Here is a 21,711-nt window from a genome sequence, read left to right on the forward strand (position 1 = left end):
GCCGCGCTGCTCAATTAAGCCGTCGAAAAATCGAGATACAATGGGATTCCATCCGGACGCGTCGCGGCCTGTGTTTGCTTGGCGCGATACATGACTGGATTGCCGCCATGGGTCAGGAACCGGTAGGCGCCCGAATCCTCCATGAGATCCTGCATCTCGTAGTAGAGCTTCGCGCGCGCCTCCTTGTCCTCGGTCGTGACCCCCTTGGCGTAGAGTTCATCGAAACGCTGGCTACGGAAACGCTCCCAGTTCCACACGCCGACCTGGTCTTGCAAGAACGAAGAGGTCGGATAAGATGGGTCAGGCAAACTTGAAAAATCATTTATGATGAGTTGCAGATCCTTCCAGCGTTCGCCCTCGGACTCCTTGCCAACTGTAGAGAACGAGCCACGATCCTGGGCATTGATCTCGACTTTGATGCCGATCTGCGACAATTGCGCCTGCACGATCACGGCTATGGTCGAGAAAGTGCTCACATTCGTGCAATCGATGGTCAAGGTCAGATCGCTCACACCGGCCTTTTCCAGGAACTCCTTGGCCTTTGCGAGATTGCCTTCCGGTGGGACGAGCGCCTTATCGCGATGCCCGACAATCCCCGGAGCAATGATGCCCGTCGCGACATCGGCCTGGCCCGAATAGGCAGCCTCCAGGATCTGCGGCACATTGATCGCCCATTGGATCGCCTTGCGGACATTGATGTCCTTCAGCTTGGGGTGATCCATATTCATGCCGATCCAGGCGTAACGGAGCGAGGGATGTTCCTCAACCTTGGTGTCGGCGGGCGAATTGCTCTTGAACGTCGCGAGTGAATCCAGACTGGTGCTGGTGAAATCGATGTCGCCCGCCTGGTAGGCCCGTTCCGCCGTCTTGATATCGGAGATCGGCAGAATGCGGATTTCGTCAAAGCCGGGTTTCGGGCCTGACCAGTCCGGATTGCGCGTCAAGAGCAGATACTGGTTCGCCTTCCAGTCGGCGAGTACATAGGGGCCGGAGAAAGCGGGCGGCTTCATGCCGAAATCACCGCCGTCCTTTGTTGCCTTCATCACGGCATCCTCGCAAATGATATGACCAGCCCCATAAGGGAGCGCGATGTTCCATAGCGGCACGAAGGGTGTCTTGAGCACGATCACGCCAGTATAGTCATCTTCCAACTCGACATGATCGAGCGGCCCCCAATCGCCCTTGTCCGGCGAATTGTGCTTGATCACGCGCTCGAACGAGAACTTGACGTCCTTAGCTGTCAGCTCGCCGTGACCGCCAGTGAACTTGATGCCTTTCTTTAGTCGGAAGCGGATGTGAGTAGGATCGACCTGCTCGATTTTTTCTGCCGCCTCCAGCTCCCAGCCCCATTCTGAGCCGGGCTTATAATGCGTGAGCTTCGAATAGATGCAATTCATCACGTCGACATCGGGGCCACCCTGGTAGAAGCCCGGATCGAGCTTGGCGATGTCGCGCATGCCGCGCGCCTTGAGCACCTTGCCTCCGGCTGCCCAGATGGCTTGTGACAATGGCATGCCGGCGGCGATGACACCCCCGCCAAGCGCGGCGCCGATTTTGAGAAAGGCTCGACGGCTTACATTTCCTGCGATAGCATCCATGATCGATTCCCCAATTGTTGAACAATTTCCCCCGGAGCGGGGTCGCTTTCATTTTGTAGCGCGGAAGTGCCTGCGAAGGTTCAGCTATCTCTGATAGACCAGTGGCTCGAATATGTAGGTGTGCCGCGAAACGTTTTTGCTGAATGCCATGTAATCAAGCGTCATCATCTTGAAGTCACCTGGCAAAGCTGTCAGGGCCGCCATCGCAAGCATTTTCACGGATCGAGTAAACTCGTTCGGCCCCCTTTTTATCCGTTGGCTGGATCATGATTGCCCTGCCCATGCTACGCCGAGGTTTGACGGCTAAATTCGAATGTTGATGGCTAAAGATGGGAAATTGTGGTTGCCGTCAATTTATTAAATTTTTGTGACGCCCGATTAGGATGGCTAATATAGAGGATTGCTAACATAGCGGTTCGAACGTACGCTCCGAGCCAGAACGGCACGTTCAGAGGATGAATTAGTGAGGGAACCAAATGAACACGCTGCCCTCGGGTTAAAGTGTGCTCGCGCATTCGGAGAAATCATAAAGGTTGGCTCGACGCGCGGTGCTGCGCGTTTTCTCGGTGTCACGCAATCCGCCGTCAGCCAGCAATTGAAGCTCTTCGAAGAGATGGTCGGAGAAAAGCTCTTCGTCCGAGACCGGCGCGGCCTCATCCCCACGACACGTGCGATCGAAATCTATAACAAGATCGATCGCTATTTTGAGACGCTTGTCCGAATAGAAAAGGAGATCATCGGGTCCTTCGGTTCGGCCAGAGAGAGTCTGACGATTGCCGCGCCCCATTTATCATGCCTGTTGTTTGTTCCCCAGCTTATCAGTGCCCTTGATCGAACAGAGCCTGACGCGGAGTTTTATGTCAGGGCGCAGGGCTACGATCAAATCGCGCAGAGCATATTGACAGGAGAGGCAGATGTGGGAATTTCCCGGCTTCCCTTGGATGATCGGTTCTTTGAGTGGCGTACGTTCACGGTGAGCAAGTGTGTGTGCATGATGTCGTCCCAGCACGCCTTGGCGCACAAGGGCGAGATCACGGCGGATGACATTGCCGGGGAGCGCTACATTATTCTCGATCGTGAATTCGCGTCACATCACACCGGAATGATGTTAGAGGAACCCGTCAAGGTGCGAACCGACGCTGTCGGCTTTGTGGCGGGATACGTGGCGGAAGGCTTGGGAATCTCAATTGCCAACGAATTCATCGCTGCGCAGTGCGCCTTATTCAACCTGAAAGTCGTCCCCTTTCTTTCTTCCGCGACCTACGAATACGTGGTGTTCTGGAGGCTAGGAAGTGCGAAAACTCTCCTCAGAGAAGCGTTGGTTAACGCCATAGAAAGCTGGGTAAAGGACGTCGGCCTGAGGCATGTGCGCGATTGAACCATCTATATTTGTTTGTAGGTCCGCTGCCGGGGAGTCGCCGCCATGCCCCCAAGGCCGCGGCCTGGATGGGGAGGAGTCGGGGTCGACCCCATAAGCAGGTACGTTTCGGATGTGATCAAGCGCCCATAAGCGCGGAATCTCCAAACCTGCTTGCTGCAACCCGAGCGACATACCGCTCTCCCCCGCGTACAGCTTCCATTGCTTTCATGTGCGTGCTCTGCCAAAATTCCGGCCCGGCCCGGCCCGTCGCGCTGCCGCACTCCCATGTAGAACCGCCGCAACGTGCCCCCATAGTTCCTCATGTCCCTCATGAGGCGATCGAGTTGGCCGACGCCATGCCTTGCGCGCGGTGCACGTCCCGACCTATGCCGTCCTGCAGATCGCGGAGGCCAGCCGACAGGCGCATCGTGGCACGAGTCACTCTGAATCGCCAGCCGGAACGGGCACGAAGGACTCTTCCGCAGTAAGCCCGCAGACGGGTTCCGGCCCAGTTCAACTCTACCAGGCCAGGTTTGCCTTTTGGCTGACCGCTCTTCACCTTCGGAGCAGGCAGTGCAGAGGGGTTCTTACCGACCACGAAGCCGCTCCAACTGGCTAGCCAGATTTAATGTCCGCCTGCGGCGAAAGCGTACGCATCCGGTGAAGCTTCTGATTACCCACATCGTCGGCGGGCCTATTGCCCCGTATGAATCTGCCGTGATTCTGTCCGTGACGCCGAATCACGGAGGCGTCACGGATGCGAGACAAGACCAGCAGCAGCGAGAGCGCTTTGCAGGAGGAAGAGCTTTCTGCGGCGGCCCTTCCAGACAAGCGTCTGGCCCGTCGGCTGCAACGGTTGCTGGAGCAGATGTCAGCTGCGCCGGGCAAGCCAATCCCGGCGGCCTGCGGCGACCGGGCGGCGGCGAAAACATAGAGTTCTCGCCGGCCATTTCGCCGCGACTGCGGCGCGCGTTGCGGCGGGCGAAGGTCCGATCCTTATCCTGCAGGACACGACCGAATTTATCTACAGCCGCGCGCAGCCGGGCAAAATCGGATTCACCAAAACCATCAACGCCGGGCGCTACAAGGCCGGGCAGCTCAACGTGCTGACCTTGTGCGGGGTGCTGATGCATTCGAGCCTGGCCGTCACTGCGGTGCTGAGGTCAAGCTTTCGATGGGGAGACGCGATGATATTCTTCGAGGAGGAGTTTGACTTCCTCGATGCCTTCATCGGTGAAGGCCAAGATCCGGTCGTCATCGTTGGCCCCGTACACCCAGATGACGCCGTCCTCGGGCTCGAGAACGAGGGTCAGGTCCTGGATGAGTGCTTCGCTGACGCCGAGGTCGCTGGCGACACGTTCGACGGTGTAGACGTGATGCACCTTATTGCGCTGCATGATCAGGCCGCAGCTGGTTGGGTCCGCAGTTTTGCGGATCTCCAATTCCACGGCAGCAAATCATCGATCTGATGGGCCGGATAGGCGGGCAGTCGGACGAGGACGTCGGCGAGCCAGGTCTGCGGGTCGATGTCGTTCATCTTGGCGCTGACGATCATGCTGTAGAGAACGGCAGCGCGCTGTCCGCCGCGATCGGAACCGCAGAACAGCCAGGACTTCTCGCTCGGCTGCATTGTTCGATAGGCAGATCCGCCCATCATCGAGGAACCGGGTGAAGGATGACCAGCGGCGCAGCATGTGGTTGAAGGCCTTGGTCAGGTCGTGCCCGCGCGAGAGCTTGTCGCGCGTCTCGATCATCCAGCGCTCGAGTTCGGTGACCAGCGGCGCGCTCCGCTCTTGGCGCACGGAGTGGCGTTGGGCGACAGGCCGTTGATCGCGCGCTCGATATCGAACAGGGCATCAATGCGCTTTCACGGCGTCGACCGCCAGCGGATAGACCAGGTTGGGCTTCTCGCCCTGCGCCTTCTCGCGCGCCGCCGCTTCGATATCGGCCAGCTCGAACACTTTGCGCCGGCTGTGAGCCCAGCAGCTGGCTTCCATAACAGGCGCCGGCTGACGGCCCGTCGCATAGAGATCAACTACCAAAGGCATCGGCCTGCAGAATGCCGCTCCAGCCGGCGAGATGCGCCGCGGGATGTTCGCCTCGACGACCGCCGCCGGCGGATCGGCGCCGCCGAACGGTCGGTCATCGCGCACATAGGTCCATAATCGGCCAGTATCGGTCTTGCCCTTGGCCAGCCGGCACCGTCGTATCGTCGCCGTGCAGACGTGAAGCGGCCAGCACATCGGCTTCGAGCTGCTTAAACAGCGGCATCAGCACCGCGGCGCCGGCGCCGACCTGGTCGGCGAGCGTCGACAGGCTGAGCGGCACGCCTTCGCACGCATAGCGTTCAGCCTGGCGGTTGAGCGGCTGATGCTGGCCGAACTTCTCGAACAGGATCATCGCCAGCAGGCCGGGACCGGCCCAGCCACGCGGGGTGGCGTGGAACGGCGCCGGAGCCTGGCTGATCGCCTCGCAGTCGCGGCAGGTGAACTTCGTTCTCAGCGCTTTTTGGTCGAGCAGGCGGGTCCGATACTCGGCAGTGAAGCAGGCGTCGCAGAATTGAGGCAGTTTGTGCTCGCGGGCCGTTTCGCCGAGAGCCCGATAAAGCCCGCCGATCGACAAGAAGCCGAGCGAATCGACACGGATGAATTTGGCCATTTCCTCGATCGACATGCGCGACGCTAAAAGTTTCGCCGTCTCAGGCGTGTCGACGCCGTAGAAGCATGAGGAGCGGGTCGGCGGCGAAGCAACGCGCATATGCACTTCCTTCGCGCCTGCATCGCGCAGCAACTGCACGACCTTCTGGCTGGTTGTGCCTCGCACTATCGTCGACCAGCACGATGCGCTTATCCTCGATCATGCGACGGTTGGCATTGTGGTTCAACTTGACGCCCATGTGGCGGATGGAATCGGTCGGCTGGATGAAGGTTCGGCCGACATAGTGGTTGCGAATGATGCCGAGCTCGAAGGGCAGGCCGGCGGCTTGGGCGAAGCCGATCGCGGCCGGGGTGCCGCCGTCGGGCACAGGCACGACGATATCGGCATCGACCGGGTTCTCGATGGCGAGCTCGGCGCCAATCTTCTTCCGCACTTCATAGACGTTGCGGCCCTTGACCGACGAATCCGGACGAGAGAAATAGACATACTCGAAAATGCAGAACCGCGGTTTCTGCGTTTCGAACGGGAACAGGCTCTCCACTCCCTCAGCGGTGATGATGACCATCTCGCCAGGCTTCAGGTCTCGAACAAAGCGCGCACCGATGATGTCGAGCGCGCAGGTCTCTGAGGCCAGGATCCAGGCGCCCTCAAGTTCGCCTAGTACCAGCGGCCGGATCCCGAGCGCGTCGCGGCAGCCGATCATTTTTGTGGGGGAGAACGCTACCAATGAGAACGCGCCCTCCAGTTGGCGAACCGCATCTATGAAGCGCGAAATGACGTCCCTTCCCGACGCTGGTCGCGATGAGATGCAAGATCGTTTCGGTGTCCGAGGTCGACGAGAAGATCGAACCCTGCTTCTGCAGCGCACGCTGTAGCGTCATCCCATTGGTGATGTTGCCGTTGTGGGCGATGGCAAAGCCGCCGTCGGCCAACTCGGCGAAGAAAGGCTGTACGTTGCTCAGCCCGGGTCCGCCCCCAGTGGCGTAGCGGGTGTGGCCGATGGCGCGCGTGCCCTTCAGCCGGTCGAGGACCGGCTGCTTGGTAAAGGTGTCGCCGATCAGACCGACATGACGTTCGACGTGGAACTGCGTGCTGTCATAGGAGACAATCCCCGCCGCCTCCTGCCCCCGGTGCTGCAGGGCATGCAAGCCGAGGGTGACGATAGTGGCCGCATCCAAGGGGCCAAAGACTTCGAATATGCCGCATTCATCATGAAAATGATCATCGGCCTCCGCAGAGAATAGTTTATCTGCCTCAAACATTTGTCATGATCATTATCCGAAGCACAAGATGAGGTAAGCTGTCGTCTTCGCCTGAATCGGACCATGAGGGGGCGGATGTCGGCCGCGAGCCCCCAGCCGACATCGTCCCAATGCGCCAGCCTCTTGCCGCATCAGAGATGATCATCCGGCAACGGCGGGATCACATGTAAGTGGCTTGATAGGACTTGAAAGTCTACCGTAAGGCACGTGGTCCCGCGAAGCCGAAGTCATCGCGGGATCCCATCCTTGCGTGATTGTGCCAATGGTCGCTAGTAGGTAAGCATGATCTTTTGGTAGATGTCGACGGCTTTGGCCAACTGATCAATCTCCACGTACTCATTGGCGGTATGGGCCTGATCAATACTCCCAGGCCCAAGAATAACGCAGGGAATACCACCCAGAGACAGCTGACTCGCGTCCGTCCCATATGGAACTCCGCGGTGCTGGCCCGTTCCGGCAACTTCAGCACAGGCCTTTGCCGCCACCGAGGCGATTTTTGTGGCTTCCGCACTCGGGGAGCTGGATCTTCCAGAGCGGGTAGCAGCGAGCGCACGTTGATCTTATCGGGACCCTGGCGCAGGCCTTCCAGGATGTTTTCTACCTCCTGTAGCGCTTCCGCCGGTCGCTCTCCTGGTATGAGCCGCCGGTCGATCCACACGCGGCAGGATGGCGGTACCGTCGCCAATTCCGTACCCCCTTCGATGAGCGTGATCGTAAGGGTCGGGGGCTGACCAGGGGGTGCACGCGTTGGGACAGAGTCTCGTTAATCTTGTCGAGCGCCAAGATAACCTTGGCCATTCCCGTGATCGCGTTCACTCCGAGGTGGGGCTTGGAGCTGTGAGCGGCCACCCCCTCCACTTCAACTTGCCAGCGAACCGATCCTTTATGTGCAACGACAAGCTCCAAGTCAGTGGGCTCACCGACCACCGCGGCCTCATAGGATACGCCTGATTGAGCGATCTTTCGCGCTCCCTTCTTTCGGTATTCTTCGTCGACACTTGCGCCTAGGACAATCGTGTATCGTGGCTTACGGTCCCTAGAGTGCTAAGAGCCATGAGCATTGCCGCGAGCGGACCCTTATCGTCACAACTTCCTCGCCCATAAATCCGACCATCCCGTTCGTCCGGCGAAAAAGGATCTGCCTCCCAATTATCAACCGGCACCGTGTCCATGTGAGATATGAACAGGACACGCTTATCGGGCTCCTGCCCAGGAACCCAGGTGAAGAAGTTGGCGCGTCCGTCGGTGACTTCCTGATATTCAAAGGGTAGATTTCGCTCTCGACAAAAGGCCTCGAGGAACTCAGCGACCTTTTGTTCACCGCTCCCCTTCGCCGACGCTGAAGGGTTGATGCTCTCAATTTTTATGAGTTGTTTGAGAAGCTCTACCGTTTGTGTGCTGATGGACGACATGAATACTCCTATCCCTCCTTGAGAACGCAAGCTTGCGGCTATGCCAGCCAGTTCTTTGCCAGGCCGACAACTCGGTCAGCTTCGTCTGCTGTGTTGTATAAATGTAGCGAGAAGCGCAGCATTCCCCGGCGTGCTGAGACGATCACCTGGTTTTTCATCAAATGCTCGTGCAGCGACTGAATGCGACTGTCGGCTTCGCGCGAACCAGGTGCTGGATCTCCAAGAGCAACGATACTTCCGGTGTGATCCCCTGGTGCTCCGCCGCAGACGGGGAGTCCGAGATCTAGGAGGCCCGATGCCAGTCGCCTTGCAACGGATGTAACGCTTTGTTCAATGGCCGGCGTGCCGATTTCCATTAGCTGTCCGATAGACGCGTAGACCGCTATGACGCCCGCAAAATTGTAATGGCCAATTTCAAAACGGGGCGCGCCCGCGCGCAATTTTACCGAATCGAATATTGGAGCCGACTCTGGCGCTTCGCCCAAATCGATACTAAAGCGGGCGAGATAGGCAGGGCTTAGACGATCGGCCCATTCCCGGCGGCAATATAGAAATCCCAACCCATAGAGGCCCATCAACCCCTTGTAAGATGATACCACCAAACCGTCGACGCCAAGCAGATTGACATCGGTATGGAGGATGCCAACTGATTGGGAGGCGTCGGCCAAAAGAAAGGCGCCAAGACGCTTGCAAGCCTCCGCTATCGGCTCGATCACAGTCTTAAAGCCTGGCACCATTGTGACAGTCGATACTGTAACGATACGGGTGCGCGAGTCGATTTGATGGATAATAGCGTCGCAAGGGATTGCGCCGTTATTTGTTTCTACAATCCGCAACTCAACTCCGTGCTTGTCCCTGAGTTGCAGCCAAGGGAGGATATTGTTTGCGTGCTCCAACTGGCGGCACAGGACAAGATTGTCTCCCGGCCTCCAAGCAATCGCGTTTCCAATTATGTTAATGCCTTCCGATGCATTCTTCGTAACAGCGATTTCGTCCTTTTCGGCCCCAATAAATTGAGCAAATCTGGAGCGTGTTCGCTCGACAAGCTGCATCATTCCCTCTTCGTCATTCAAGCCGTTTAGTCGATTATCAAGGTGCTGGTCCATGGACGTGCGGGTGGTTCTGGATATGAGCCCCTGATTTGCAACATCCATGTAAATGGCCCTTTGGGTGGCTGGAAATTCCTGCCGGAGGACGTCCAAAGGAAGAAAATGGCTTATCATGCTCGTCATAAGATCCGTGTTACGTGGTAAAGAGCGCAAAACCTACTCGGGACGCCCATTTCTGCAGTTGTGGCAACGACAGTGCCTTAATTGAGAAGCGGTAGAGCTACCTTTCATACCATTCGGCCGAATTTATAAGACAAGAGGTTCACCACCGAGAGGCAAATGCTTTTCGTTGACCGGATCATTTTATGGCTTGATCCTTGTGGAACTCAGGCTAATATCGTGAGAGATAAGCAGTTTTTCTGCGCAAATCTCTCCTTTTTTGCAGTGATCGTGAAATGGACCTGGATCGAGTTGATCGCAAGCTTCTCAACGCAGTGCAGCGCGACAATCGCCTGACGACGGCTGAATTGGGCGAACTTGCGGGCCTTTCTGCGACCGCTTGTCAGCGGCGACTGAAGCGACTGCGTGATGAAGGTGTGATCGAGGCTGACGTTGCCATAGTCTCGCCACAAGCCGTAGGTCGCCCCATGCTCATGCTGGCGTCGATCAGTCTCGAGCGTGAGCGGGTAGATATCATTGATCGGTTTAAGCAGGCGGTTCGGCGCACGCCTGAGATCATGAGTGCGTACTATGTGACGGGTGAAGCCGATTTCGTTCTCTTGATCTCTGTGCAGGACATGGCCGAGTATGAGGCATTTACCCGCCGATTTTTTCATGAGTCTGATATCAAAGCAGTCAAGACAATGGTCGTAATGGATCGAATCAAGGCGTCATTGGCTCTGCCTATTGAAGAATAATGACAGTATGCGCCCGCATTCAGTTGCGCTGGCACCTTGCGGTCTCAAGCGCATCAACCTGATAACTAATCGCGATTCGTCGGGTGGTAATACGATCTAGGGCGGCGGTGAAGTGCGTCTTATCTTTTCGACGTACTGGATCAGATTGATCGCAAAGCTTGGCTGCCGGTGGCAGCATCGTGACTTCGCTTTCGGTCGCTTCACTTGTGGCTTCAATGAACTTGCGCCGGGATGAGTGCAGGGGCGTTGCCCCTGCGGCCGGATGTCTCCGCTGCCGATCAGCGCTGGCACCGCCTGCTTGAGAACTGCATCAGCGTGACGTTGTTGCCGGGGTCCACCACCACGTATTCGCGGCTGTGAGACGTGCCATATCGATCCTCCTTTGACCACTGTCGGTGCGCCGGGAAGCGGATGCGGCATTGCGCCAGGACTCCACCTCACCTTGCGTTGCACGGCCACTTAATCGGAGAACCTGCTTGGGGTTCCCGACATTGCACCTCAAGCGAGAGTCGACTGGCGGGCCGATCGCACTGCACGTTGGGCCCAGATCAGAACAAGACATGCAACGTGGGCACGAAGCGCAGATGCCGGGACAGCCCGACGAAATCATTGTGTGGACGCGGCGCCTTTGGACATGCCCCCGTTCGGCGAGGGTCGAGTATCCCCAGGGGTTGGCATCAGTCGTGCCCGAACGAACAGCCGGGTGACCGCTGGCGAGTCGGGAATCTTCCACTTCGTCAATAGTCTGGGTTGCGCGCGAAACGGCAGAAAAACGCAGCTTTCCTGCTCGAAACAGGCATGATTTATGCAAAGCGCATCCTGGTCGGCCCTACATCTAAAACAGCGCTGACAGCTTCGGCTTTGTTGTGCGGATGGGATCGACACGAGATTGTCACTCGGCTGAAAGCCGTCGAGGCTAGCCGATCGACCTGCTCGCGCTCAAGGGGCTCTCGATCCAAAATCGCTTGGAGGTATGGCAATGGATGTGACAACGCAACTCATTAGACATGTTCTCAACTCCAATCTGGAGACGATACCTGAGAAAGCGATCGAACGTGCGAAGCTCTCAATCCTTGACACTATCGCGTGCGCGATCGGCGGATCGAATGATCCTATCGCCCGCTTCTCTCGCGACTTGGGTGCGTTGTCGGGCGGCAAGCCAGAATGTACGGTTTGGGTTTCGGGAGAGAAGCTCCCCGCCAGCTTGGCGGCGCTGGTCAATGCGACGACGGCCAGAGCCCTTGATTTTGATGAGACATATGAGATCTGTATCAACGGCTGCCACGCAAGCGCGTATGATGTGCCGCCGGCGCTGGCACTGGCCGAACGTGACCTTTCGATTACCGGAAGCGAATTGCTCTGCGCAGTCGCGACCGCTATCGATTTGCACATGCGTCTTGCGCGCAGCGTCACAACCAACGCAATAGACACAGGACGCGACAATATGGTCGCGGTCTGGGGCGCCACCGCGGTTAGTACAAAGTTGCTGCGGCTCGACGAAGAGAAAACGCGCAATGCGTTCGGTATCGCTTACGCCCACGCTGCTGGCGAATTTCAGATGTATGAAGAAGGCGCCCACACTGTAGCGCTGCAGCAGGGATTGCGCGCTCGCTCGGGCCTTGAGGCTGCCCTTTCAGCTATGGTGGGCTTCAATGGCCCACGGGAGCCCTTCTTTGGCAAGTATGGGTTCTACAAGGCCTTCGAACCAGACTACGAGCTAGAGATGCTTATGGATGGCCTCGGTTCCGATTATTTGAACGCTTCCATTAGCTTTAAGCCTTGGCCCTCCTGCAGGGCTACGCATCACGGGATCCATGGACTGCTGCAATTGCGTGAGAGACACAACTTCACGGGTGAGGATATTGTCTCAATCGAACTCGGGTTGAATCAGCGCGCTAGGAGCGTTGTCGCCCAGCCGCACGACCGAAAGTGGAACCCAAAGGATCCTGTCGTAGCGCGATTCAGTCTGCCTTACGCCGTCTCTGTGGCGGCGCAGCGTGGCAGCGTCGCGATTACCGATTTTCGCAAGGAAACGCTTATGGATCCCGCTGTACGGGAGATCATGGCGGCCACGAAGGTCGAAATTGATCCTGAAATCGATCGCACACACGGGCGCGATGGGAATTCGCCGACAACAGTTAAGGTGAATTTAAAGTCTGGAGCACAATATTCCATTCGTATCGACGAGCCGTTCGGGCATCCGGAAAACCCGGCCTTGCTCGCCGACGGCATGCGGAAATTAGAGGCATGTGCCGAAATGTCGATGTTGCCGTTCTCTGAAAAACAGCTCGGGTTGATAAGCGAGTTCGTAAACGAACTTGATAAGCGGGCTTCGTTGGCGCCGCTATTTAAGCTGCTAGTCGGCGGCAACTAGGCCTCCGCGCTCCCGACACCCAAATAGTTTCTGCTCAGCGGTGCCCACCCGGCCCATCTATATGCCATCATAGAGGGACAGGGCGTCTCAACGATGTCCAGATACGGCCGCGGCTCCGATTGGGTGACCGGAATTGGTAAAACAATGAGAATGATCGAATGATCCGACCGGTCCGACCATGCTACAAGCACCGTGTAGACCTTCTCGCCGACAGCGGGGGGCCCGACAGCGGCAATGAGCTGATGTGAGCCACTTGGAAACCGTTGATGTGAGATCAGGCTTGATGCAAAATAGCATTGCTTGGTCGTTGAAAGGTTCAAGATCCCAGCCGTCGAGGATCAGCAACTGCACGCCGGCCGAGCGTGCGTAGCGGCCGTTGGCACTGGCGAAGTCGAGAGTGGCGAACAGGCGCGGGACACGCCGGTACAGCACTGAGCGGCCACTCACGATGGGCCGCAGATGGCCGGATTGTCGTGGCCGTCGACCCGGTCGCCAACGATCAGCTTGAGGAACAGGGCTAGATCCAGGCCGCGCTCGCTGTGATAATCGACATCCCCGCGGATGCTGCGTGCTGGCGCAGCTTTGAGAACGCAGGCGCAATCATAGCCTAGCCATCCGGCGTGCGACAATTATTGAGCCTCGGCATTGGCGGCAAGTTCATCGAACGCCTTTGCCATGCCGGCCAGGCCCCTGGTGTTCAAGCGACCAAGGAGGATGGGATGTGCAAGGATGTCGTTTTTTCTTCTTCAGTGTAACAGCGAGCGTCTTCAGTGGTAATAGCGAGAACCGGATCTCTGAAGAGCCCGAGCTGATGCGCCTGCTGGAAGCAGGCGCCAGGCAGTTTCCTGTCGCCGGTCGGACGCATGGCTCTGGCAGTCAGCAGTACGAGCCTGGAAACAAGATCGGGACGCACGATCGTGACCCGCGCGGCGACGCTTCTGAATTGCCAACCAGCGTGATTTGTTTCCAATCCCAGCGTTTCGAGGAAGCTAGTTGTTTAGTCACGTCACCCACGCCGCCGAGGCGGTTAATATAGTTCCGATCAGCGGGATAGTCAGTGCCACACAACGTGGAGCTGATCAACCGCGATCACCCGAAATCGTCGGACAGCCCGTCCATCCGTCGAACAAATGAACTCTTTCCCTCCGCGCCGAAGCCGGCACCATGTAGAAATACAATTGGCTCACCGGCTCCGCTCGTAATGCGAGGTGCCGAGCGGCGTCAGGTGGGCTGAATTGCGCGCAGCCGATCGCTCACTTTCTGAGTGTACCAGCGTCACGGTGTCACTTTCTGCGGCCACCTTCTATCAGCACAGGCGACTAGCGTTTTCTTGGTGCTTACGCGTACAAGCACGATTGCCGGTAGGAGTAGAAGATTCCTCTCTTTACAATGTTCTTCGAACATGCAACTCGAAAGCCCTCGTTTACCAAGGCGCGGAATACGTGTGGCCCCAGCAGGTTAAGGCAGACCTCATCATTGAAGGCAGGATGAGGCGTTCCTCTACGCTGATCAAAAAGCATAGCCCGGACACGGCAGAGTGATGAGCCGTCGAAAGTATCGCCAGTCCCCCGATGGCCAGCTGCGATGACCTTTCAGAAATGCTTCGGTTCCCTCGCCGGCCGGCTGGGCAGACGACGAATCGGCCACCGTGGCGCTTCGATGACCCGGAAGGTGCCAGAAGGGAAGATAGGTGTTATTGAGCCGCAACGTCCTTCCGGTCTGGGCCGCGGCGGGGTGCGGTCTGCGTTAAGCCGCAGCGATGGAGATCGACACCGACAAGATCGATGATGCGGTCCTGGCACTGCTTTGGCTGACCCTGCACAATGAACGGTGCGCCTGGAAGGGCTTTGACTAGGACGTGACGGATCGACTTCACCGGAAGGGACTGATCGCCGACCCGGTCAACAAGGCAAAATCCTTGGTGTTGACGAACGAGGGTCTTCGGCGCTCGGAGGAACTGTTTCGCGCGCTGTTTACGCGGCCGACGCCATGAGCGCCCGAGCGGGCCGCCAGTTCCAAGGCAGGCCCTCGAGCCGTGTGATCGGCGTGTCGGCGATGCGGGAGAGGACGTCGGCAAGCCAGGCCTGGGGGTCAATATCGTTGAGCTTGGCGGTGTTGATCAGCGTCGCCATGAAGGCAGCCCGATCGGCACCTCGATCGGAGCCCGCGAACAACCAAGCTTTTCTGCCGAGAGCAAACCACGCAGCGCGCGTTCGGCCGCGTTGTTAGTGAGGCAAATCCGGCCATCGCCGAGGAAGGTCGTGAACCCTTCCCAGCGCTTCAGCATATAGTCGATTGGCTCGGCGACCGGAGAGCTGCGCGACAGTTTTGCCCGCTCTGCCCGCATCCAGGCCTCAAGTTCGGTGGCGAGAAGACGGCTTTCCTGCCGGCGTCGTTGCAGACGTTCGTCGGGGACGAGTCCGTTGATGTCGCGCTCGATATCGAACAGGGCGTCGACGCGTTTGACCGCCTCAAGCGCGATCGGCGAGATCGGCGCGGCGTTCTTGCCACGCTTGGCATTCGTTGCGATGTCGGCAAGCACGAAGAACTTGCGGCGCGCATGCGCCCAGCACAGCGCCTGGGTCAGCGGACCGGGATCACGGTCCACCTTGAAGAGCGGATTGTAGCCGCCATAGGCATCGGCCTGCAGAATGCCGGTGAAGCTCCGCAAATGACGCTCGGGATGTTCCTGCCGCCGATCGCGCGAGGCATAGTAGAGGGCCGCCGGCGGCGATGTTCCGCCGAACGGCCGGTCATCCCTGACGTAGGTCCAGATGCGACCGGTATCGGTCTTGCCGCGGGCCAGGATCGGCACGGTCGTGTCATCGGCATGTAGGCGGTCAGCACAAGCACATGGGCCTCGATCAGCGTATGCACCGGCTTGAGCGCCGCGGCACAAGCTCCGACCTGATCGGCCAGTGTGGAAAGGCTGAGGTCGATGCCCTCGGGCATAGCGCTCGCTCTGCCGGTTCAGCGGCTGGTGCTGGGCGAACTTCTCGAACAGGATCATCGCCAAAAGGTTCGGCCCGGCAAAGCCGCGCGGCGTCACATGGAAGGGCGCCGGCGGCTGCGAGATCTTCTCGCATTCGCGGCAAGAGAACTTCTCGCGCACGGTCTGGATCACCTTCCACTGGCGCGGGATCACCTCCAGCGTCTCGGTAACGTCCTCGCCAAGCTTGGCCAGCTTGCCCGAACCGCAACACGGGCAGTTCGCCGGCGCGGCTATGACCACGCGCTCACGGGGCAGATGTTCGGGGAAAGGCTTGCGCGACGGTCGCTTGCGCTCGAACGCCCTGACCGTCGAGGAGCGTGCCGTCAGTTCCGCCGCCAATTCGTCCTGGCTGGCGTCGGCTTCCAGTTCCTCAAGCTGCAACTCCATCTGTTCGAGAAGCCGCGCCTTGCGCTCCGAGCGGCGGCCATGGATCTCGCGCTTCAGCTTCTCGATCTCCAGCCTGAGTCGGGCGATCAGCGCATCCGAGTGCGAGTTCACGGCTTGCGCGCGGGCGGCGACTGCTTGCGCCTCCCGGCAGGCTGCACGCTCGGCGAGCGCGTGCGCACTGGCAAGATCACCAGGAAGCTGATCGGCTGCATCGGTCATGGCGCGATGGAATCATATTCGCTCCCGCCATGCCAGCGGTTTTGCTCATCCCGCCGAGCTTGGACGCCAGGTTTTTTGCGGCATTCGCCAGTCGATGCCTTCGAGCCGATAGCCAAGCTGAGCGGGCGTGATCACCACCGTACCGTCGGCCGCCGAGGGCCAGATGAAGCGGCCGCGCTCGAGCTTCTTCGTAAACAGGCATGCACCCTGGCCGTCGTGCCAGGTCACCTTGATCAGCCCTCCCTGCCGCCCGCGGAAACAGAACAAATGACCGCTGTGCGGATCGCGCTTCAATGTCTCCTGCACCATCAGCGACAGGCCGGGGAAGCCCTTGCGCATATCCGTATAGCCAGTGGCGAGCCACACCTTCACACCGCTCGGGATCGAGATCATCGCCGCTCCAGCACATCCAGGATCCGGCCGAGCGCCTCGCTATCGATATCACTCTCGACCCGCAGGCGGCGGGCGCCGCCAAGCTCGATCGTCACCATGCTGCTCTTCTTGCGCGGTCGGGAGATCGGCGGTGGCTGCGCAGGCGCAGGTGGCGCTGGCAGTGCCTCGACGACCTCCACGGGAACGAGCTGCGGCACGAACGGCGCGGAGATCTGGCAGAGCTCCTTGCGCCACCGGAAAAGCTGGCTCACATGGATGCCAGCCGATCGCGCAATCTCGGAAACACTGGCCCCAAGCTCAAACGTCGCGGCGACCAGCCGCTCCTTCTCCTCGCGAGACCAGCGCCGGCGCCGCTCGACCGACGTGATCACTTCGATCTGATGCTTCGTCACAGGGCTACTCCTAGTGCTTGCACTAGGACTTGCAGCCTTCAGCCTACCTCAGCAAGGCGGCCGTCACCGTGGGGATACGCCGCAACTCCCCTGTCGTCGAGTGAACGAATGTTCTATTACGATCGCTTTTTGGGCGCCACGTCCGTTCGTGCGGGAATTTGAAGGGCTTCTGATTGTCCTTGTTCGCCAAGGGTCTGAAATGGTGAGATCGACCAACTAATTAAGTCGATGGCACGATCAAGTATCGCCTCCGTCTGAGCAAGGCTGGGTGAAGCTGCAACGACATGCCCGATGCGGTCTCGGTAATCGCCTTTCCTGACGATCGGCGTCATTGGCTTAACATAGAATTTGACCTCGGCGACACCTGATACGGCAGCCGCCCGACCGCCTCCATCGATCCAATCGAGGTTGCCATCGCGATCAGGAAGTAGGTAGCGCGCGGCCGCAGTGTGCGAACGCCTTCTGTGCAAATTTGATTCGTCGCCCGTGACAAGCGTAATGTGCTCGGTGATGAGATCGACACCGTAAGCCAGCTGAGCCAGTTGAGATGCGGGGGCGCCGCCAAGCCGCGGATTGATTTCAATGACGACTGGGCCGCGCTTTGTCCAGCGGAATTCAATGTTCGTCGGGCCCCAGCTCAAACCGAGAGCTTGCAAACAGCTCAACGAAATACCGGAGATACGCTGATACTCGTCGTCTGTTATCGGGGCCGGATAAGTAAACTCACGAAAGACGAAATGCGGTGGGGGACCGAACTCAGCGGCGGCAATCTCGAATACCTCATTTCCCATTATGTCAGCGTAATAAAACCGGCCTTTTGCGAATTCTTCGACAAGTATAATCGGCGAAGACCGCCATATATGCTTCCCGCCCAATAGGTAGCTCGTATGTTCGGCTAACTCATCAACGCTGCGGCACAATCGGACACCTATACTGCCGCTGCCCGTGGCAGGTTTGAGAATAACCGGTAGGCCGATTTCCGCGGCAGCGCTCTCTACGTCCGGCGCATTTGCCGCCACGCGATAAGCAGGTATTGGCACGCCGGCCTCCGCAAGGAGCTGACGTTGGACGGATTTGTCACAGCATCGCTCAATCGATGCGGGGTTAGGGCCCGGTAGACCGAAGTGCTGACAGAGCTTGCCAACCATAGCATAAGCCAACTCGTCGTCGCCCGAAAAGCCCGTAATGCCAGCAATCTGATAGGTTGCACCCAGCCGGGAACATTCGTGGATGAGCGCATCGAGATTATCTGTATCGACACGGATTGCCTCAGCACTTTTCGTCGCAAGATAGTCGTACCGAGCTGGATCAGCCGACAGGGCAATCGGATGAAGGCCAAGGCGCTGGGCCGCTTGAACATACAGCAGACCGTTACCCTTATGGCCTTCAACCAGGATGAGCGCTCTTCTTTTCATTGGCGTTGATCTCCGTTGCGTGCTGTGCGGCATATAAGCGTAAAAGGCATCAGCTTCTTATCTGTGCCTGACCCAGGCCTTGGCGAACGTACCATTGTCAGCGATTTGCGGTCGCAAAGATTCGGTAAAGTTTAGTTGAGGGATTTGTTGCAAACGCCTTGATTACCGGCCGTGTGGCATGGAGCCCAGCGACCGGGGTGCGATCTTCAATAGACGCCAGTTTGACCAGTCAATGATCCTGCTTTGCTTGCGCTGGTACCTAGGAATGCGTTTTTCGATGAAGCCGGCCACCGAGTCCGATCATTCCGATTTCATTCCGCCCGGGCGTTCCGATTGAAGTCGGCCATTTCTCGGACTGATCCTGGGTCTGGTTGATGTTTGGATCGGGTTCTGTTTGAGCTCAAGCGTGCGGTGTTTCAGGGGCTATTGGCGAGCGCTGTTTTCGCATGCTCTCTCCGGTCAGATCGATGCGATAGGCGTTGTGAACGAGGCGATCCAGGATGGCATCGGCCGTCCTCGCGGCACGCCTAGTGACCAAGCGAGTAGGCCGGCCAGCTCTTGCCTGTGCCGGGCGGACTGGGTTCATAATGCCCGTTATCAGGGTGACGAAGGAAAGAAGATCGTCCGTTACGCTTTCATCCGCCATCCGCGTGCGGGCGAAGACATTTTCGTAACTGGTCGTCAGCGTTATTGCGGAGAGCTGCTTATGTTGGGCGGCAACCGGATTGCAGCTGGCGCTGATTCCGATCTGGATGACGCAAGAGACCGCCCTAACGATGGCGGTCCGCGAGGCGTCTCGGCTTGCGCTTTCATGCCTGCGCGACCTATGCCGTGAGATCGATGCGTGTGTAGGCTTTCCAAGGCGAGTCACGCCGGTCGGGAGACCATAATGCAGCGCAGCCAATTTCGGACCAACCAGCCAGACCTGTTCTCCGCAGAGACCGCCTCCCGTTGTTCCGGGCGAAGTGCCGGAAAGCGCTCTTCCGTTGATCGAAGCCTTTTTGAGCGAAGCCGCGGCGTGAGCCAGAGGGGCCCGGGGGGCAAATCATGAAGATCACCGCTGAACATCTTGCGCGCGGCGCTTATGCCTATGTTCGGCAGCCCACGGCCGATCAGCTTGCGAGCAATCCCGAGAGCCGGCCGACGCCAGTACGGCCTTGCAGAGCGTGCGCGGACCCTTAGCTGGAAAGACGCCATCTCGAAGGGGAGCAGACACCGGAGCGGCTCGGCTACCGCTCGGGTTGCGGTCATGCCTTCTCGGCCTCGGCGATCTCGGCCATCAACAAACGCCAGCGTTGAAGCCGTGAAGCGCATCGATGCCCTGTTCGATATCGAGCGCGAGATCAACGGCCTGTTGCCAGGCCAACGCCTCGCCGTGCGCAAAGAGCGGAGCGCGCCGCTGGTCACCGAGCTCGAGCGCTGGATGTCGAGACGCGCGACAAGCTCTCGCGCGGACACGATCTGACCAAGGCCTTCAACTACATGCTGCGCCGCTGGTCATCCTTCACCCGGTTCCTCGACGATGGGCGGATCTGCCTATCCAACAATGCAGCCGAGCGAGCCCTGCGCGGCATGAAAGTCCTGGCTGTTTTGCGGTTCCGATCGCGGCCGACAGCGCGCTGCCGTTCTCTACAGCCTGATCGCCAGCGCCAAGTTGAATGACGTCGACCCTCACGCCTGGCTCGCCGATATCCTGGCGCGCATCGCAGCCCACCCAGCACAGCGGATCGACGAGCTCCTCCCTTGGAACTGGCGCCGCGAGGGCCTCGACGCTGCGGCCGCCCAGCGCAATGGCTACCGCGACCGGGACTGGGAGACGCGGGCCGGGACGGTCGAGCTGCGCAAGCTCAGGAAGGGAAGCTACTTCCCGGGTTTCCTCGAACCGCGCCGCATGGCAGAGAAGGCGCTGACCGCCGTCATCCAGGAAGCTTATGTGCAAGGCATCTCGACCCGGTCGGTTGACGACCTGGTCAAGGCCATGGGCATGAGCGGCATCTCCCAGAGCCAGGTCTCGCGGCTGTGCGAGGAGATCGACGGCAAGGTGAAGGCCTTCCTCAAGCGGCCGATCGAGGGCGATTGGCCATACCTGTGTGATCGACGCATTTACCTGAAGGTCCGCCGCGGTGGGCGGATCGTCTCGGTCGCCGTCATCATCGCTGTCGGCGTCAACGCGGACGGCCGGCGCGAGGTGCTGGGCATGGAGGTCGGCACGTCTGAGGCCGAGCCGATCTGGACGGAATTCCTGCGCAAGCTGACACGTCGCGGCCTGCGCGGCGTCAAGCTCGTCGTCTCTGACGCGCACGAAGGCCTCAAGAGCGCCGTCACCAAGGTGCTGTCGGCGACATGGCAGAGGTGCCGCGTGGGGCTGTTGAGGAAGCTGGCTTTTCCACACCCGGTGCGAGGCAAGGACGCCTTGCCGTCAAACTGCGGAATGCCTTCTCAGGGTTCCTCGACGGACGCCAGAGGGCGCATCAGCAGCACCAATCCCAGAAAATGGGCAAACAAAGCGGCCGCCAGCCGCTTGAGGTTTACCGCCGCCGCGGTGAGGTAGGCTTGGATCGTCATATTGGCGAGACCCCGCCGAACCGCTCGGGCAAGACCGTGCCAGTTCTTCGCCTCGCCATGGTAGCCTTCCGAGCGTCACCGGTGACGCTGATAGAGCTGTTTGTCCTCTTCCGACCATCGCTCACGACGCCTGCGCGCCCTCAGCAACGCCGGATAATTATCGCCTACAACGACCGCCTTGTTGACGCGCCCTTTGGACAAGCAAATGGAGGCAAGGTCGCAGCCGGCGCAGTCGCTGGCGCGTGAATAGAAGAAGCGTTACCCGCCGGGGGGCCGCAACGTTTTTCCGCGCAGGCACTTCAGGATGTCGTGCTTGGCATCGTAGCGGAAACGGCGCATCGGGACGGGGCTGCGGATTGGCTCCGCCTTGGCCGGTGTCAAGGCATCGATCGCGCGACACTCGAAAGCCCCGTACACTTTTGCGTAGGCATAGCCGGCATCTGCCATGACTGTGCTGATGGAGAGCCCTGTGGCCTCCATGGTGGCATCGATCCGATCGACGATCATTTGCCCTTCGTTGAGCTCGCCGGTGGTCACGGCGAAATCAAGGACCACACCGCGCAGATCATCAACGATGGCATGTTGTTTGTAGGCGGGCTCCAGCCTGCGATTGCGGGGCTTTTGTCGCCATGTTGGCATCCGGATCAGTGACACAGATCTTCTTGAACTTCCCGGTTTTGCGGCTCTTTCTGAGTGCCGCCTGCGCATCCTCGTTCGC

General features: G+C 59.0%; 17 protein-coding genes and 8 pseudogenes. 7 read left to right on the top strand and 18 right to left on the bottom strand.

Annotated features, from left to right (window positions below):
* Nucleotides 1–14: 14 nt before the first annotated feature.
* The gene (locus EJ073_RS22800) at nucleotides 15–1,598 is read right to left on the bottom strand and encodes an ABC transporter substrate-binding protein (protein ID WP_126057700.1); all 1,584 of its coding nucleotides are present in this window, start codon (nucleotides 1,596–1,598) and stop codon (nucleotides 15–17) included.
* Nucleotides 1,599–2,061: 463 nt separating this feature from the next.
* Between EJ073_RS22800 and EJ073_RS22805 the strand changes: the two genes are divergently transcribed.
* Nucleotides 2,062–2,976, top strand: a complete 915-nt coding sequence (locus EJ073_RS22805; protein WP_126057701.1) for a LysR family transcriptional regulator — start codon at nucleotides 2,062–2,064, stop codon at nucleotides 2,974–2,976.
* Nucleotides 2,977–3,715: 739 nt separating this feature from the next.
* Nucleotides 3,716–3,892, top strand: a complete 177-nt coding sequence (locus EJ073_RS32385) for a transposase (protein ID WP_245455318.1) — start codon at nucleotides 3,716–3,718, stop codon at nucleotides 3,890–3,892.
* A 229-nt stretch (nucleotides 3,893–4,121) separates the two neighbouring features.
* Here EJ073_RS32385 and EJ073_RS22815 read toward each other — a convergent pair whose 3' ends face one another.
* The 9 genes and pseudogenes from EJ073_RS22815 to EJ073_RS22835 form a co-directional block, all read right to left on the bottom strand.
* The gene (locus EJ073_RS22815; protein WP_245455319.1) at nucleotides 4,122–4,406 is read right to left on the bottom strand and encodes a hypothetical protein; all 285 of its coding nucleotides are present in this window, start codon (nucleotides 4,404–4,406) and stop codon (nucleotides 4,122–4,124) included.
* Nucleotides 4,358–4,588 carry a transposase domain-containing protein gene (locus tag EJ073_RS32390; RefSeq protein ID WP_245455320.1) on the bottom strand — a complete coding sequence of 77 codons (231 nt, stop codon included), beginning with the start codon at nucleotides 4,586–4,588 and terminating at the stop codon, nucleotides 4,358–4,360. Before EJ073_RS32390 ends, EJ073_RS22815 begins: the two co-directional genes overlap by 49 nt.
* Nucleotides 4,589–4,616: 28 nt before the next feature.
* Nucleotides 4,617–5,201: pseudogene (locus EJ073_RS32395) on the bottom strand (transposase); the annotation flags it as partial.
* Entirely contained in the window at nucleotides 5,101–5,358 is a 258-nt protein-coding gene (locus tag EJ073_RS32400; RefSeq protein ID WP_245455763.1) for an IS66 family transposase, read from the bottom strand. The pseudogene EJ073_RS32395 and the gene EJ073_RS32400, both read right to left, overlap by 101 nt.
* A 111-nt stretch (nucleotides 5,359–5,469) precedes the next feature.
* Nucleotides 5,470–6,878 (bottom strand): annotated as a pseudogene (gene purF, locus EJ073_RS22825) (amidophosphoribosyltransferase); the annotation flags it as partial.
* A gap of 269 nt (nucleotides 6,879–7,147) precedes the next feature.
* Nucleotides 7,148–7,363: a M20/M25/M40 family metallo-hydrolase gene (locus EJ073_RS32405; protein WP_245455321.1), complete on the bottom strand. Its 216-nt coding sequence runs from the start codon at nucleotides 7,361–7,363 to the stop codon at nucleotides 7,148–7,150.
* A 331-nt stretch (nucleotides 7,364–7,694) separates the two neighbouring features.
* Nucleotides 7,695–7,805 (bottom strand): annotated as a pseudogene (locus tag EJ073_RS32975) (peptidase dimerization domain-containing protein); the annotation flags it as partial.
* 77 nt (nucleotides 7,806–7,882) lie between these two features.
* Complete coding sequence (locus EJ073_RS32410; RefSeq protein ID WP_245455322.1) at nucleotides 7,883–8,290, bottom strand: M20/M25/M40 family metallo-hydrolase; 408 nt, start codon at nucleotides 8,288–8,290, stop codon at nucleotides 7,883–7,885.
* A 38-nt stretch (nucleotides 8,291–8,328) separates the two neighbouring features.
* The gene (locus EJ073_RS22835) at nucleotides 8,329–9,513 is read right to left on the bottom strand and encodes an aminotransferase class V-fold PLP-dependent enzyme (protein WP_245455323.1); all 1,185 of its coding nucleotides are present in this window, start codon (nucleotides 9,511–9,513) and stop codon (nucleotides 8,329–8,331) included.
* Nucleotides 9,514–9,794: 281 nt separating this feature from the next.
* Here EJ073_RS22835 and EJ073_RS22840 point away from each other — a divergent pair, with 281 nt between their 5' ends.
* On the top strand, nucleotides 9,795–10,256 hold the full coding sequence (locus EJ073_RS22840; protein WP_126057703.1) for an Lrp/AsnC family transcriptional regulator: 462 nt from the start codon (nucleotides 9,795–9,797) through the stop codon (nucleotides 10,254–10,256).
* 979 nt (nucleotides 10,257–11,235) lie between these two features.
* Nucleotides 11,236–12,630: an MmgE/PrpD family protein gene (locus tag EJ073_RS22845; protein WP_126057704.1), complete on the top strand. Its 1,395-nt coding sequence runs from the start codon at nucleotides 11,236–11,238 to the stop codon at nucleotides 12,628–12,630.
* Between the two features lie 297 nt (nucleotides 12,631–12,927).
* Here the strand turns inward: EJ073_RS22845 and EJ073_RS32980 are convergent.
* Nucleotides 12,928–13,259: pseudogene (locus EJ073_RS32980) on the bottom strand (ATP-binding protein); the annotation flags it as partial.
* A 1,130-nt stretch (nucleotides 13,260–14,389) separates the two neighbouring features.
* Between EJ073_RS32980 and EJ073_RS22855 the strand changes: the two are divergent.
* Nucleotides 14,390–14,623: pseudogene (locus EJ073_RS22855) on the top strand (DUF6429 family protein).
* On the opposite strand, the gene EJ073_RS32420 reads toward EJ073_RS22855, so the two are convergent.
* From EJ073_RS32420 to EJ073_RS31880, 6 genes and pseudogenes are all read right to left on the bottom strand, one after another.
* Complete coding sequence (locus tag EJ073_RS32420; RefSeq protein ID WP_245455324.1) at nucleotides 14,604–14,762, bottom strand: transposase domain-containing protein; 159 nt, start codon at nucleotides 14,760–14,762, stop codon at nucleotides 14,604–14,606. The pseudogene EJ073_RS22855 and the gene EJ073_RS32420 overlap by 20 nt on opposite strands.
* On the bottom strand, nucleotides 14,750–16,228 hold the full coding sequence (locus EJ073_RS22860) for an IS66 family transposase (RefSeq protein ID WP_245455325.1): 1,479 nt from the start codon (nucleotides 16,226–16,228) through the stop codon (nucleotides 14,750–14,752). The genes EJ073_RS32420 and EJ073_RS22860 overlap by 13 nt, the downstream gene beginning before the upstream one ends.
* Nucleotides 16,229–16,273: 45 nt before the next feature.
* Nucleotides 16,274–16,621, bottom strand: a complete 348-nt coding sequence (gene tnpB / locus EJ073_RS22865; protein ID WP_126057690.1) for an IS66 family insertion sequence element accessory protein TnpB — start codon at nucleotides 16,619–16,621, stop codon at nucleotides 16,274–16,276.
* A complete protein-coding gene (locus EJ073_RS22870) occupies nucleotides 16,618–17,013 on the bottom strand; it encodes a transposase (RefSeq protein ID WP_190233800.1) in 396 nt (131 codons plus the stop codon). Before EJ073_RS22870 ends, tnpB begins: the two co-directional genes overlap by 4 nt.
* 116 nt (nucleotides 17,014–17,129) lie before the next feature.
* Nucleotides 17,130–18,428, bottom strand: a complete 1,299-nt coding sequence (locus EJ073_RS22875) for an acetyl-CoA carboxylase biotin carboxylase subunit family protein (protein ID WP_126057705.1) — start codon at nucleotides 18,426–18,428, stop codon at nucleotides 17,130–17,132.
* A gap of 400 nt (nucleotides 18,429–18,828) precedes the next feature.
* Nucleotides 18,829–18,939 (bottom strand): annotated as a pseudogene (locus EJ073_RS31880) (ATP-binding protein); the annotation flags it as partial.
* Between the two features lie 792 nt (nucleotides 18,940–19,731).
* Between EJ073_RS31880 and EJ073_RS32425 the strand changes: the two are divergent.
* Both EJ073_RS32425 and EJ073_RS22895 read left to right on the top strand, forming a co-directional pair.
* Nucleotides 19,732–19,893, top strand: a complete 162-nt coding sequence (locus EJ073_RS32425; RefSeq protein WP_190233802.1) for a transposase — start codon at nucleotides 19,732–19,734, stop codon at nucleotides 19,891–19,893.
* Nucleotides 19,894–20,064: 171 nt separating this feature from the next.
* A pseudogene (locus tag EJ073_RS22895) lies at nucleotides 20,065–20,802 on the top strand (IS256 family transposase); the annotation flags it as partial.
* Nucleotides 20,803–20,867: 65 nt separating this feature from the next.
* On the opposite strand, the pseudogene EJ073_RS22900 reads toward EJ073_RS22895, so the two are convergent.
* Nucleotides 20,868–21,711 (bottom strand): annotated as a pseudogene (locus EJ073_RS22900) (transposase); the annotation flags it as partial.

The sequence above is a fragment of the Mesorhizobium sp. M4B.F.Ca.ET.058.02.1.1 genome, assembly GCF_003952505.1.
Lineage (GTDB): Bacteria > Pseudomonadota > Alphaproteobacteria > Rhizobiales > Rhizobiaceae > Mesorhizobium.